This is a genomic window from Anaeromicropila herbilytica (genome assembly GCF_016591975.1).
Lineage (GTDB): Bacteria > Bacillota > Clostridia > Lachnospirales > Lachnospiraceae > Anaeromicropila > Anaeromicropila herbilytica.
This window is the reverse complement of record NZ_AP024169.1, coordinates 1,669,769-1,683,414: the sequence shown is the minus strand read 5'-3', so window position 1 is coordinate 1,683,414 and position 13,646 is coordinate 1,669,769. Positions and strand designations below refer to the sequence as shown.

The following is a 13,646-nucleotide window of genomic DNA, read 5'->3' as shown; positions in this document are numbered from 1 at the left end:
TTTTGAGTTCTGAAATTATATAAATCACTAAGCTCTATAGTATTACTTATGCGACCTGTTTGAGGTATCTCTAAAAGCCTTCTTTTACTTTTATATTTATCAAAATATGATAAATATTTATAGCTCAATTCTTTTCTTCTCTTAAGCATATTTTATTTACAAATCTCCAGTGAAAACTTATGAACCGTTTTTCTTAATCATAGACCGAAACTTGATACTTTTTACAAAAACTTATCTTTAACTCTAATTTTTCAACTTCTGTGTCCATTGATCACCTTGCGTTTATATCAAAACTCCTATATTCTTAATTGGTTCTAGTCGCTTAAGCACGCAATCTTTCAACTTCCATTATTGCAATTATGCATACTTAGATTGTTTATCTTTAAAACAAATATCTTCTAGTACTATATCATATTATGACATAAAATAACAGTATTGTATTTTTATCATAATGTTTATCTAATTTTATTTTTCTATATCTAAACATTGTATAATTTGGGTGACACCATGACACCCCTGCATGAAAAAAATAACTTATTACTAACCTTTTCTCTTTCTCTCAAGATAGCATTTATAGATATTTTCAATATCTCCATAATCTAGATACCATTCCCAAAATTGCTTGGCCTGTTCTCTGTTAAATTTAATATGTAACTTAGGTTCTTTTTTAGTATGAACATATCTTCTTATGATCTTATCTATTTTTTCTATCTTCTTATTAACAACTTCCTCTATATACTTTATTTCTTCTATATTTCCTTGATTAACACTTTTCTTAATAATATTCTTATTAAATGACAATATATATTTTTTTCTCCATTTATTAAATGATTTACTTTCTGAATAATACGTATCTTTAACATCTAGATTTACTTCTTTATCATTCTCATCTACATGCTCTTCTTTAGATTCAATTATAAGTATCTTTGTAATTTCATTATCCGATAAATCATAATCCATTACTTCAACATCTTCATAATCACAATTATCTTTAATATCAACAGCTTTATCCACACCATTATTTGATGTGGAAAGATTCATTAAACACTCGTCATCAATATCTTTTTCTTCCTCAAACACAAAAAGATCTTCATACTCAACAACTAAATTTTCAAATTTAGTTTCTTCTTCATCTATTGCTTTATTTTCTTTCTCAACTTCTTTTTTTCTCTCTAGCTCTTCAATAACCAATGTATTTAAACAATATTGATTAGATGTCTGCTTTCCCTCTACATATCTTTCTATAATAGATATAAAGCCTTTTTCTTGCAATTTCTTAGTTGCTCTCTGAATCGTTCTTTCACTAGCTCCACATGCTCTTGCTATTGTATAGACAGATGGATAGCATTCACCTGATTTATTTGATTTATATATAAAATATTGTGCTGCTAGTTTTTCCTTGGAGGATAAATCACAACTTGCACAAATAATATTTAACATCTTAAATTTTTTCATACCCATTTGTTTCGTCTCCTTTTCTCTATATACGGAAAAGTAATATAAACAAAATGCTCTAACTACAGTTTCTTTCTGAATTTACATTATATTACATTTATTGTATGATAGATTTGTTATTAGATTATTTTCAATTTAATTAATTTGACCAGGCACTCTATTACCCTAGAGTGCCTGGTCATTTTCATTTTCCATCTTATTCAGTGCGATATTCGTGAAGTATTTCTGATATATTTTCTAACCAATTATTTTTACTAAATAGATCTGTTTCATTCTTATACTTAATACATTTCACTGTATCTGAATTGTATAGCATGTTCATTTGTTCATATTCTTCTGGAGTGGCGTTATTACATAATAAATGAAGATTTTTACCTTGTAATTTACTTAGAGCATATTTAAGAGCTTTCTGCTCATATGGTTTACATCCAGTCACCAGGATAACTTCATTGATAAGTTCCTCTATGATTCTAATAATCCAGTCCGTTCTCTCATTGATTGCTCCTAAGTCAAATAAAATAAAATTGTATTTCGCTTCTATATCAAATTTCTTATCTAAATAGTAGCTAACTGAATTCTTATAGTAATAATCATCTATCTGTTCCATGATATATTCATTAGCTATAGACTGTAGGTGGTTATGCGTATTCGTTTCCGTATAGGATACCTTAGCGCTCGTTGCTGCTAATGCATTGGCCATTTGTATGGAAGCTAATGTAGTTCCTACTTTTCTTTCCGTACCTACAATTCCAATAAAAATGTTATTACACTTCCAATTGATTGTTTCATCTTTATCTTTACAATTCTTCAATAGGTATTCATCTAGTGTAATAACTTTATTTTTCTTTGGTATATTGATTTTTTCATCTTCAACAGCTTTATCATTGACAACTGATTCTATCTTATTGTTATTTATCAAGATATTATTTTTACTTATTGCTTGGCCATCATTAGTTTTTACTTTTACATTTGCTTTATCATATAACTTGTCTGGTGAAATTCCTTCCTGTTGACTATCTTCTATTTTACTTAATTCCACTTTCACTAATGATCCGATTCTTCTTTATTACTTTTAGTAACTTTCTTCTTTCCTTGCGTTTTTTTTACTATCTCTTTGTCATCGTTTTTTTCTCTTCTGATTGATTATCTATAATTATACACTTTTTCTGCAAAGCATCCTCAATAAATCAGTATTCAAACCATAATAGATACATACAATATACTAATCATTCTATTAGGAGCATATATTTGAATAGTCAAAAAATAGGAAATCAACTCAACCTTGCTTTAGACTTACCACCAGAAGTCCGGGCACAAACTCTTGACTTAGATGTTGGTTATGAAAAAGAAGAAAATAAATGGGAGGTAATTGTAAAGTACTCTGGAGACATTAGTCGAATAGCAACTGAATTAGCTGGCTCTACAGTCGTACCTTTAATTAATGAATATGCTATTATCACTGTGCCAGAAGATCTAATCAACCGACTTACAAGATATCCCGAGATTGAATTTATCGAACAACCCAAAAGATTATTCTTCTCTGTAACCGAAGGCAAGCGAGCCTCTTGTATCACTGCGGTTCAGACTGCTACTTATAACTTATTCGGAGAAGGTGTCTATATTGGTACCATAGATTCTGGTATTGACTATGCTCATCCTGATTTCATCAATCCAGATGGGACTACAAGAATTGCCTATCTATGGGATCAGACAATTCCAGGTAATCCTCCAAAAGGATATGTTACGGGTACTTTGTATACCAGGGACGATATTAATAAAGCTTTAAAGACGACTGATTTTATGGAACGTCAACAATTAATTCCGAGCGTTGATATATCTGGGCATGGTACGCATATTGCTGGAATCTGTGCTGGTAATGGGCGAGCAAGCTCCGGAAAATATGTTGGTGTAGCCCCAAAAAGTGAATTAATAGTCGTTAAACTAGGTTCCAGCGTGAGTGGCTCTTTCCCAAAGACAACTCAGTTAATGCAAGCAATTAACTTTATTATTGAAAAAGCTCTTGAAGTGCGTAAGCCTGTTGCAATCAACATGAGCTTTGGTAATAATTATGGGCCACATGACGGTCAGGGTCTACTTGACAATTATATCAATGATATCATTAATATGTGGAAAGTAAATATTATCATTGGAACTGGAAATGAAGGAGCCTCTGGACACCATACTGGTGGAGTCCTAACCAAAAATAAAGAAGAAATCGTAGAATTTGCAGTATCCGAAAATGAACAAACTCTGAATCTACAACTATGGAAGAACTTCTATGATGATTTTACTGTAGAATTAATTGCTCCTAATGGTGAGCGACTAGGTCCAATTCCAAAAGTACTAGGTACTCAACGTTTTCTAATTGCAAATACAAGAATCTATGTCTATTATGGCGAACCAAGTCCCTATAGCACGCAACAGGAAGTCTATTTTGAATTTGTTCCTTTAGAAACCAATGTTGACTCTGGTATCTGGAAATTAAGACTAGTACCTCAGAATATCGTTACTGGTAACTATGATCTATGGCTTCCTACTGGCGAAGTGTTGAATACGGAAACAAGATTCCTATTCCCAGTGGAAAGGATTACGTTAACCATTCCATCGACTGCATATCGTGCAATCTCTGTTGGTGCTTACGACGCTACTAATAATAGTTTCGCTTACTTTTCAGGGAGAGGACTAACTAGAGCTAGCAATATGGTAAAGCCCGATATCGTAGCTCCTGGTGTTAATATCATGTCCACTGCTCCAGGTGGTGGCTATACCGTAAAGACAGGTACTTCTATGGCAACCCCATTCGTAACAGGAAGTACTGCTCTACTTATGGAATGGGGAATTGTGAGAAATAATGATCCATATCTCTATGGCGAGAAAATTAAGGCTTATCTCATTGCAGGTGCAAAGGAATTAAGCATAGAATCCCTGTATCCCAACAATACATTGGGTTTTGGTGCTTTGTGTTTAAGAGATAGCTTTGAATATGCGCTTAAAAGTAGATAGAAAAAGGGTGCCGTTCAAAATTAATTTTCACCCGCCTTCTTTTTTTGCTTATTCGACATATTTCAAAGCTTTTTTTGCTATTTTATCTTATTAGTTGTTACATTTTTTTATTTAACATTTTTTTCCTTCCTATATTACTTAAATACAGCTCCTCTAGAAGTTAGTTGAAATAAAAAATGTCAAAAGTTTTTGACATTTTTATTGACAAAACTTCCCATTCTTGTTAATATTTAAAAAGTAAAAAACTTTTGACATTTTCTAAAAAGGGGGATTCAGATGAAAAAGAAATTTGATGAAATGACAAAAAAAGATATCAATGTATCAATCATAATATCCTGGTATATTACCATAGCATCTCTGATTGTTTATGTAGTCTTAGGTATTGCTTTCGATTACAATTATAGGTGGGCTACAATATTATTAATTATTTCTGCATTATCTTATAGCATTGTATCTAATATTAGACATTGGAGTAGAGGTATTGTAATTAAAGATGAAGAATAATATAAAAGAATTAAGAAAAAAGAAAAATATAGCACAACATGAAATGGCATCTATGATTGGAGTATCTAGACAAACGATTAATGCTATTGAGAATGAAAAGTATGATCCTTCACTTAAACTCGCTATAAAAATAGCTTTACTTTTAGATACTCCCATCGAAACTCTCTTTGATCTTAATGATTTAGATTAAAGCATATTATATATGCGTGAGAATGATGAAACATATTTTTCAAGAAATCACATATATATTGCTAACATATAATATCGTTTAATTAAAAATAGTATATATAATGCATATAAACTCGCACTATATATACTATTTTTTAACTATCTTCCAAAAATGTTCATCACCCCATGTAATAGGATTGTTGAATAACAATTCTTAGTTTTTATACGAACCATTCCTAATACCATTCCATAGCATAAACCTATAATAACTTTCCACATCATCACATGGAATAAACCTTCATTAACTCGAAAGGCTATTGAACCAATATAACCCAAATGCCACAGTGCAAAAAGAATTGTCGTTACAATATAAGTCTTCCACTCTTTTAAAATAACTGCATTTAGCTTATTCCATATAAACCCTCGAAAAATTAGTTCTTCAAATATTGGAGTAACAATACTACCATATATAAGCAATGATATCGCTTTAATTCCACCTGTAAAATTGGATGGTGTAACTATTAATAGAATAGCAGCTATAATCGAGGCACAGACGTATACAGTAGTGAACTTGGCTGGAAAAAGAGAAAGGTTAATATTGAACTTTCGAATAATAATTAACATGCATATTGTTAATATAACCATACTAAGCATTGTTACCATATGATCAGAATAATCAGTCCTAGGAACCAAAAGAAAGACGCATTGTTCCATACAAAATAATATTAATTGAATGAAAGTTAATAATGCAATAGCATACCAATAGTTTTGGGTATTTCAGTCTTCAAGATATATTACCTCACAAAATAAAAATAATTCATCCTACTCTAACAATAATCATAACTATAATATAAAGTCAATTTCTCTAATTTCGATTAATTCTTCCACTTAATCATCCTTAGCTAACGCAACACCAATCACCATAACAGATGTAAATTGCCCTATTAAAACAAATGTAGATACTAAACCCATACCAAGTGAAGTATTTGGTGTAATATTTCCATATCCTAAAGTACTAACTGTTTGAATTGAAAAATAAAAATTTTCAGTTAGGTTTTTAAAAACATTTGTAAATACAATCACTTTTTCTAGATTTTTTTTACTTGAATCAATATATAATTTCTTAAACTCCGTTGAAAATCCTGTACTTTTTGAATATATTGTATTTTCTTTGTACCAATTAAATTCCTTATGATCCAAGAAATGAGTTAAATTCTTATATTTTTTTACACAGTATTTATGGTTACTTTCCCATTTATCATATTCACTCATGTAATAAGCAAACTCATTTGCTTTGTCATTATATGAGTATTCAATATTTAATAGTGTTATAAATCCAAAAAAAGTAACTATTATAGACATATACGCAAACATACATGCTACTACTTTATGATTACTAAAAGCAGGATTTATATGTTTAAACACGTGTGCTGTTTTTAGTAATGAAAGTCGTTTAGGCAATAATAAAAGTAAGTTTATAAAACAAATAAGACAAAAAATACTAAAAAATATTGCACTCATCCAGAAAATCATACTAGGCCAAACGGATTTATGCTCATTTGGAGTATCTATTTCAGCAAAACTATTCAATCCATATAAATAACCCACCATTCCTATAACTGCCATAATTAACGAACAAGTTGCAACAATAGCTATACCATGTTTTTTTAACATTTATTTTATCTTTATCTCCTATAATATCTACTAAGTATTTTCAACTTTCAATTATTTCTATAATACCTAGTTAATTTATTTCAGATAAGTTCATAATAATTAAAAACTTATATCCTATTACCCCTAATCATACTATAATATACCATTGAAATCCATTATATATGATGAAGATTTTAAATACTCCCGTTATTATCTTATAAATGAAACTTCAAAAAGCATTATGACTTTCACAAAAATTGGGCAGAATACTCCTAAGTCAAGATTTAGGAGGCAAATATGTTAATTATAAAGAATGGAAAAATATTTACAATGGCAGCACGTATAATTGAACAAGGTAGTATTGCTATAGATCATGAGAAAATTATTGCTGTAGATGATAAGAACAATATTCCATCCAAAGAAGACGATACCGTAATTGATGCGAATGGTTATTGGGTACTTCCTGGAATCATCGAGGCTCACTGCCATATTGGAATATCAGAAGAAAAAAAAGGAGCCGAGGGAGAAGACTGTAATGAATGCACGACACCAGTCACTCCTTATCTGCGTGCCCTAGATGCAGTGAATCCTTTAGATCCTGCCTTTCATAATGCGATACAAGCAGGTATCACCGGAGTTATGACAGGTCCTGGTAGTAACAATGTTGTTGGAGGGCAGTTTGTATTTATGAAGACTCATGGACGGGTAATTGATAAGATGGCTATAATGGAACCTGCTGCTATGAAAATAGCTTTCGGCGAAAATCCTAAAAGATCATATAAAGATCTGAATAAACAACCATCTTCTAGAATGTCAATTGCTTCTCTTCTTCGAGAACAATTATTTAGTGCTATTCAATATAAAAAAAGTAAAGATGCTGCGATTGCTGTTAATGAGAATTTTGAAAAAGATTTCAATATGGAATGTTGGATGCCGGTGATAGAGAAAAAAATTCCACTAAAAGCCCATGTCCATCGAACCGATGACATTCTAACAGCAATTCGAATCGCCAAAGAATTCGGATTAAATCTTACTCTAGATCACTGTACAGAAGGCCATATTATTGCAGATGCAATTAAAGAAAGTGGTTATCCTGCGATTCTAGGACCTGGAATGAGCTGTAGAAATAAAATAGAGATTCAGAATGCAGACTTTAAAACAGCTGGTGTCCTAGCCAAAAAAGGGGTAAAAGTTGCAATCACTACTGATCATCCTGTCTCACTCATACAATATCTACCCATTTGTGCTGGCTTAGCCGCCAAAAAAGGTCTTGGTGTTGAAGAAGGACTGAAAGCTATTACAATCAATGCAGCTGAAATCTGTGGGGTTAGTGACCGAGTTGGAAGTATTGAGGTAGGCAAAGACGCTGATATCGCTATATTTACAGGCAATCCTATGGAAGTCTTTACACACACCGTTTGCACTATCATTAATGGAGAGGTAGTATATCGGTGGGAAGATGAAGAATCTGATGATTAATTGATTTTTTTTGAATCAGTATATTTTTGTTGGATTAGTATGATAAAACGTTTATACCGTTTTGACTATAATGTATTAATGATATTTCTTATAATTAACTTTTATTAAGATAAATAAAGACCGTCTCAATACTGAAACGGTCTATCATTTACCTTATTTTTATCATTTAGTTTACTTATTTTCACTACAAGATTATCGTCGAACAAACAATTTCCCAACAATATCATACTAGATACTAATATCGTGAATTGCTTGAAATGCTCTACCAAGACCAGGCAACTAAAACCACCTAACAGAAAGCTAAGAAGAACCATCCCATAAATCTTCATTTTAAACTGCTCCTCTTTATTCTTATCTAATTTATTTTTCCAAAAGCTAATCACTAACTGTCGAATATTATTGGTAAAAAATAGAGTTGATAAATTGATTCCATTGCATGTTCTAAATGTATTATACTGCAAAGCGGATGCAAAGAATATTGGTGATATATATAGAATCGGTGAGATATTCATTGGTAGTAAGCACACAATTCCCATACAAGCTGCTTCTATTAATAGACAACACTTCTCCCAACTAAGAGAGCTATTTCTATTCTTTAGATAGTTAGGCAATAATATGGTACATGTAATTCCAAGAATATATAGAATAAGAGGTACTATATGCAATATGACTTGTAGAGGACTACCTGCTTTTACAGCTAACATCAGATTCAGAAGATTCCCCGTCTGCGCGTTTGCGAATATTCTGTCACACATGATATAACTATATATACCTGCAAAACCTCCACAAAAGGTAAGCATAGAATATCGTACTAATTCACTTCTTTTTACTTCTGTTTTTATTACTTTTGTCTCTATTGGATTCATTTTAATCTCCATTCTGCCATAACAATCACTATTACTTGATATTGGATTTGAAAGCCATTCATAATATACACTCAACAAAGTAAACTATGGCTTTCGCCCCCCAACATCTATTACATTTTAGTATACTTTCCATTTATCATATTGTAAAATGATAATATCATATGATTGGTATATTAATTTTTCATGTCAGGAGTGTTATTATGATTAGTTACGATTATTACCGTGTATTTTATTATGTATGTAAATATAAAAATTTTACCAAAGCAGCCAACGTCTTATCTACAAGTCAATCTTCGGTGAGCCATACCATGCAGACTCTTGAACACCAGATTGGGTGCCGCCTTTTCATTCGTGGTAATCGCGGTATTGAATTAACCCCAGAAGGATCTCGTCTATATGAATATGTATCACTTGGATGCGAACAGTTCTTAAAAGGTGAGGCTGAATTAAGTAATTCTCTAGGCTTGCACAGTGGAACGATATATATTGGTGCAACTGAGGCAGCTCTCCATTGCTTTCTATTTCATGCGCTCGATCAATTCCATCTTCTATATCCTAATGTAAAATTCAAAATCAATAATTATGGTACCTTAGAAGCAATTCAATCCTTGAAAAATGGAATTGTTGATATGGCTTTTACTGCCACTCCCTTTGAAGTGGAAACTCCAATTCAAGTTAAAAAATTAAAGGAATTTAAAGATATTCTTATTGGTAGTTCTAATTTTGCCCAATTAAAAAATCAGACCTTATCTATCAAAGATCTGATTCATTATCCACTCATTAGTTTTACTCAAGGCACGAAGTCCAGAGAATTCTTTGAGCAGATCTTTCAAAAATATAATATTGTCTTATCACCTACGATTGATTCCGCCACTTCTGACTTGATACTTCCAATGGTACAACATAACCTTGGAATTGGGTTCATACCAGAAGATATTGCAAGAGAAAGTATTCAAAAGGGTGATGTCTTTGAGATTCTTCTAGAAGAAGAGATTCCATCAAGGCAGATCTGTATGTTATATGATCCACATCACCCAATTAGTGTGACCTCGAATGAATTCATCAAATTTCTACTAAATAATGAGATTGATACGATGTAAAACGTTAGATACTCTATTTGATAAATACAAAGGATTCTAACTCAAATAAATGTCTTCCTTTAAACATATCCGTAAACCATCCACCAAATCGATCTTCAATTACAAAATATACTGCATGGCGTCCTGTTACATTGGTTACTACAGAACTGTAAACACCATCTTCTGCTTCAACATCACAGTAACCTATTTCTTCGCCATGTTCGTAATCATCTATTAGAATTCGAATTCTTGATTTACAACCTGTGCCTCTTACTACTGTGTTAAATTTCATTGTTTTGCTTGAGTAATCCTCACCAAAGTCAAAATATTTATAACCAATAATGCAACCACTTGTAATCGCTGTGACTGGTCTTGATACTATATTTTTCTCCGTAATAAAACAACCACCAATTAATACGCAAGCAAGTTCTGCCGGTGTTATCTTATAAGGAGATAAGGAATCTTCAAAACCAAGTGATGTCATCTCTACCTCTGGAATAGTTCCGTCTTCTAGAATCTCTATCTTCTCAACACAGGCACGCCTTGACATCACAGTTCCATTTGTCATACGGTGATAGAAGATATACCATTGATCCTTAATCTTACAGATTGAACCATGATCATTGCCACCTGGGTAATTAACTCCATTATCAACAATAACGCCTTGGTATTCAAATGGTCCCATTGGAGACTTCGATGTAGCATAAACTAGTCTACTTCCTACCTTCGGAGAGTAGATCATATAATATGTATCACCAATCTTTCTTGGAGAACAAGCCTCAAAGAATGCAAATGGTTGCTCAACCGGAATAATATCATCCTTATAAGTACCATCAAGAACCTCGAACATATTCTCTGGATTAATCTCGGCAGCGAAGGAACTTTCAAATCCACAGTATATATATACCCTTCCGTCATCATCAACAAGAACACCTGGATCAATGAACCATCCATTTCCAAAGCAATCTTCGCCTTTTCCCTCTGGAATGTTGTACTTATATTGGGATACCAACCTAAATGGTCCTTCTGGTCTATCGCTTACTGCAACACAGCCCTTAGCGCCCATAATGTAAGCGTATAGATAGTATTTTCCATCCTTTTCAACAACATCTGGAGCATAGAGATCACCATCTGACCATGAAGTATCTGAACTATGATCTCTGTCCTCTCTCGTATGGAAGATATGGCCATGACATGTCCAATTATTTAAATCATGTATCGATGCTGACCACACCTTTAATTTGTAGTCACAGAATTTGTCTGAATTAGCATTATCGTGTGAGCCATATACATAGACACGCTCACCGAACACTCTAGGTTCTCCGTCGGGAATGTATTCCCACAATGGTAGATATGGATTTGGCATGTAGTAACCTCCTTAATATGTAACGCAAATTTACGTTATGTATATTTACCTTATTTAGGTTTTTATAGTTGCATCGTAACATATTACTATACAGATTTCTATAACGATAATGCCAACAAATAGCACAAAACAGACAACACTTTTCCATCTTTCAAATTACTATATTTGTAACTTTTCAATTAACTTCACAGTTACAAGTCATACCATTATTCCCACTTAGCTTCTTTACATTCATAAGGTTTTGATAAATAGTTTACAGGAGTAGCCCAATACACTGCATTGGTAATGATCTTCTGAATCTCCGTCATATAATAAATTGGATATTCTTCATGTCCAGGTTGAAAATAGAATATTTTTCCTCTACCTCTCGTAAAAGTACATCCACTTCGAAATACTTCACCACTCGCAAACCAACCAAGAAAGACAACATCATCTGGCTTTGGAATATCAAAGTATTCCCCATACATTTCTTCCTCTTCTAATATAATCTGTTCGCTGACTCCAGCTGCAATCGGATGAGATGGATTAACACATATTAATTTTTCTTTATCCCCATGATGCCATTTAAGATTGAGTGAAGTTCCCAGAAGACTTTTCATGATCTTACTATGATGCGCAGAATGTAGCGCAATCAGTCCCATTCCTTGTAGCACATATTTCTTCACACGCTCAACCACTTCATCGGATACCCCTTCATGGCAACAATGCCCCCACCAGATTAGAACATCTGTATTCGCTAATACTTCTTCTGTTAGACCATGCTCTGACATATCCAAGGTCGCGCATTGTACTGTTATATTCTCATCCTTTTCTAAGAACTCAGCAATGCATCCATGAATTCCCTTCGGATATACTTTTCTTATTCCTTCATATTTCTGCTCGTGAATATATTCATTCCATACAGTTACTCGTATCATATATCTCTATTCCTTTCACTCTTTATTGAAAGCTCTAAATGTAATAACCACTTCGCCGATGCCTTCATATCCTCCAACTGATTCATCGATCCAAAATGTTCAATTGCAAAACTACTCTCATAACCCTTCTGCAATAATTCTGATACTATCTCCTTCATCGGAATGCAACCAGATCCAACTGCAGAAGAATATAATCTTCTACCTTGAATTGTAATCTTTGCCTCTTCTCCCTCTTTATACTCCAAAGAACGGTCCTTACAATGAACACTTGCAATATGTGGTCTTAATGCTTCAAAAGCATCAAGAGCATCTTCTTCACTATATAAGAAATTTCCTGTATCAAAAGTACAAGTTAATCCCGGCACATTCTCCATAAACCATAATAGTTGTTTCGTAGTTGCAAATGGAGCAATCGAATCATCAAAATCCTCCATTCCAACTTGAATCCCTCTATTCTCAGCTTCTCTACATAATACAGCCAATACATTCTTCATGTTCTCTAAAGCAAGCTCACGATCTTCTCCCTCCCTGATAAATCCAGGAATCACAAGCACCTTCTTGGCTCCAACTCTTCCTGCCATATCCAATAACGTCATTCCTTTATCAATCTCAGGATGATTTCCAAAGTCAAAAAAACCATAGATACAGTTAACTTCCATTCCTTTTTTCCTTAACTGTCTCATAATACACTCTTCCTCATTCATCAAGCGGCGATCTTCAATCTCAACACCCCGAATCCCTGCCTTTGCTACTTCTGCTAAGATTTCTTCCATCGACTTTCCAGTCTGGCTCACTGCTTCTGTAATATGCTCATAAAAAACTGATAATTTCATTGTTATGTATCCCTTTCTTTTTTCCTTGCATTACTTTTTTTATTTTTTAACTTTATTTCTTTATTTACTTTTTTTATTTACTTTTCTTTTTCGCTACTTTATCTAAAAACTATTACTCCATAATCTATTTGATAAAACTAGTCAGACAAATGACCTTTCATAATCTTGCCTGGCAATTTATACAAAATGGAAAAAGCGATTGCGCCTTTGAAAAAGTATTAGAAGTTCTTATTCTTAGATGATTTTGTGTAATATCATGAAACAGATCTGTTTAAGCGAAGCGAGTTATCTGTTTCATGATATGCTTTACACAAAATAATCTA

At 32.7% G+C, this 13,646-nt stretch carries 13 protein-coding genes; 5 read left to right on the top strand and 8 right to left on the bottom strand.

Going from position 1 to position 13,646, the window contains the following annotated elements; genetic code table 11:
• Positions 1–540: 540 nt before the first annotated feature.
• Entirely contained in the window at positions 541–1,461 is a 921-nt protein-coding gene (locus tag bsdtb5_RS07205) for a helix-turn-helix domain-containing protein (protein WP_271715358.1), read from the bottom strand.
• 190 nt (positions 1,462–1,651) lie between these two features.
• Positions 1,652–2,500 carry a hypothetical protein gene (locus tag bsdtb5_RS07200; RefSeq protein ID WP_271715357.1) on the bottom strand — a complete coding sequence of 283 codons (849 nt, stop codon included), beginning with the start codon at positions 2,498–2,500 and terminating at the stop codon, positions 1,652–1,654.
• A gap of 203 nt (positions 2,501–2,703) precedes the next feature.
• On the opposite strand from bsdtb5_RS07200, the gene bsdtb5_RS07195 reads away from it, so the two are divergent.
• From bsdtb5_RS07195 to bsdtb5_RS07185, 3 genes are all read left to right on the top strand, one after another.
• Positions 2,704–4,458 (top strand): S8 family peptidase, encoded by a 1,755-nt coding sequence (locus bsdtb5_RS07195; protein ID WP_271715356.1) that lies wholly within the window; start codon positions 2,704–2,706, stop codon positions 4,456–4,458.
• Between the two features lie 276 nt (positions 4,459–4,734).
• A complete protein-coding gene (locus bsdtb5_RS07190; protein ID WP_271715355.1) occupies positions 4,735–4,962 on the top strand; it encodes a hypothetical protein in 228 nt (75 codons plus the stop codon).
• A complete protein-coding gene (locus tag bsdtb5_RS07185) occupies positions 4,952–5,152 on the top strand; it encodes a helix-turn-helix transcriptional regulator (protein WP_271715354.1) in 201 nt (66 codons plus the stop codon). The genes bsdtb5_RS07190 and bsdtb5_RS07185 overlap by 11 nt, the downstream gene beginning before the upstream one ends.
• A gap of 137 nt (positions 5,153–5,289) precedes the next feature.
• Here the strand turns inward: bsdtb5_RS07185 and bsdtb5_RS07180 are convergent, their stop codons facing one another.
• Positions 5,290–5,784 carry a CPBP family intramembrane glutamic endopeptidase gene (locus tag bsdtb5_RS07180; RefSeq protein ID WP_271715353.1) on the bottom strand — a complete coding sequence of 165 codons (495 nt, stop codon included), beginning with the start codon at positions 5,782–5,784 and terminating at the stop codon, positions 5,290–5,292.
• Between the two features lie 234 nt (positions 5,785–6,018).
• Positions 6,019–6,804, bottom strand: coding sequence for a potassium channel family protein (locus tag bsdtb5_RS07175; RefSeq protein WP_271715352.1), 786 nt, complete (start codon positions 6,802–6,804; stop codon positions 6,019–6,021).
• A 276-nt stretch (positions 6,805–7,080) separates the two neighbouring features.
• Between bsdtb5_RS07175 and bsdtb5_RS07170 the strand changes: the two genes are divergently transcribed.
• Positions 7,081–8,262 carry an amidohydrolase gene (locus bsdtb5_RS07170; protein ID WP_271715351.1) on the top strand — a complete coding sequence of 394 codons (1,182 nt, stop codon included), beginning with the start codon at positions 7,081–7,083 and terminating at the stop codon, positions 8,260–8,262.
• 125 nt (positions 8,263–8,387) lie between these two features.
• Here bsdtb5_RS07170 and bsdtb5_RS07165 read toward each other — a convergent pair whose 3' ends face one another.
• Positions 8,388–9,128, bottom strand: a complete 741-nt coding sequence (locus tag bsdtb5_RS07165; protein WP_271715350.1) for a YoaK family protein — start codon at positions 9,126–9,128, stop codon at positions 8,388–8,390.
• Positions 9,129–9,328: 200 nt separating this feature from the next.
• On the opposite strand from bsdtb5_RS07165, the gene bsdtb5_RS07160 reads away from it, so the two are divergent.
• Positions 9,329–10,228, top strand: coding sequence for a LysR family transcriptional regulator (locus bsdtb5_RS07160; RefSeq protein ID WP_271715349.1), 900 nt, complete (start codon positions 9,329–9,331; stop codon positions 10,226–10,228).
• 13 nt (positions 10,229–10,241) lie between these two features.
• Here the strand turns inward: bsdtb5_RS07160 and bsdtb5_RS07155 are convergent, their stop codons facing one another.
• From bsdtb5_RS07155 to bsdtb5_RS07145, 3 genes are all read right to left on the bottom strand, one after another.
• Positions 10,242–11,573 carry a family 43 glycosylhydrolase gene (locus bsdtb5_RS07155; protein ID WP_271715348.1) on the bottom strand — a complete coding sequence of 444 codons (1,332 nt, stop codon included), beginning with the start codon at positions 11,571–11,573 and terminating at the stop codon, positions 10,242–10,244.
• A 206-nt stretch (positions 11,574–11,779) separates the two neighbouring features.
• Positions 11,780–12,490, bottom strand: coding sequence for a ThuA domain-containing protein (locus tag bsdtb5_RS07150; protein ID WP_271715347.1), 711 nt, complete (start codon positions 12,488–12,490; stop codon positions 11,780–11,782).
• Positions 12,487–13,323, bottom strand: coding sequence for a sugar phosphate isomerase/epimerase family protein (locus bsdtb5_RS07145; RefSeq protein ID WP_271715346.1), 837 nt, complete (start codon positions 13,321–13,323; stop codon positions 12,487–12,489). Before bsdtb5_RS07145 ends, bsdtb5_RS07150 begins: the two co-directional genes overlap by 4 nt.
• Positions 13,324–13,646: the final 323 nt, after the last annotated feature.

Bases quoted from the DNA above. Each gene is read 5' to 3' on its own strand.
- bsdtb5_RS07170 (WP_271715351.1), top strand. From the start codon at position 7,081: ATGTTAATTATAAAGAATGGAAAAATATTTACAATGGCAGCACGTATA.
- bsdtb5_RS07175 (WP_271715352.1), bottom strand. From the start codon at position 6,804: ATGTTAAAAAAACATGGTATAGCTATTGTTGCAACTTGTTCGTTAATT.
- bsdtb5_RS07150 (WP_271715347.1), bottom strand. From the start codon at position 12,490: ATGATACGAGTAACTGTATGGAATGAATATATTCACGAGCAGAAATAT.
- bsdtb5_RS07205 (WP_271715358.1), bottom strand. From the start codon at position 1,461: ATGGGTATGAAAAAATTTAAGATGTTAAATATTATTTGTGCAAGTTGT.
- bsdtb5_RS07185 (WP_271715354.1), top strand. From the start codon at position 4,952: ATGAAGAATAATATAAAAGAATTAAGAAAAAAGAAAAATATAGCACAA.
- bsdtb5_RS07145 (WP_271715346.1), bottom strand. From the start codon at position 13,323: ATGAAATTATCAGTTTTTTATGAGCATATTACAGAAGCAGTGAGCCAG.
- bsdtb5_RS07165 (WP_271715350.1), bottom strand. From the start codon at position 9,128: ATGAATCCAATAGAGACAAAAGTAATAAAAACAGAAGTAAAAAGAAGT.
- bsdtb5_RS07180 (WP_271715353.1), bottom strand. From the start codon at position 5,784: ATGCTTAGTATGGTTATATTAACAATATGCATGTTAATTATTATTCGA.
- bsdtb5_RS07155 (WP_271715348.1), bottom strand. From the start codon at position 11,573: ATGCCAAATCCATATCTACCATTGTGGGAATACATTCCCGACGGAGAA.
- bsdtb5_RS07160 (WP_271715349.1), top strand. From the start codon at position 9,329: ATGATTAGTTACGATTATTACCGTGTATTTTATTATGTATGTAAATAT.
- bsdtb5_RS07190 (WP_271715355.1), top strand. From the start codon at position 4,735: ATGAAAAAGAAATTTGATGAAATGACAAAAAAAGATATCAATGTATCA.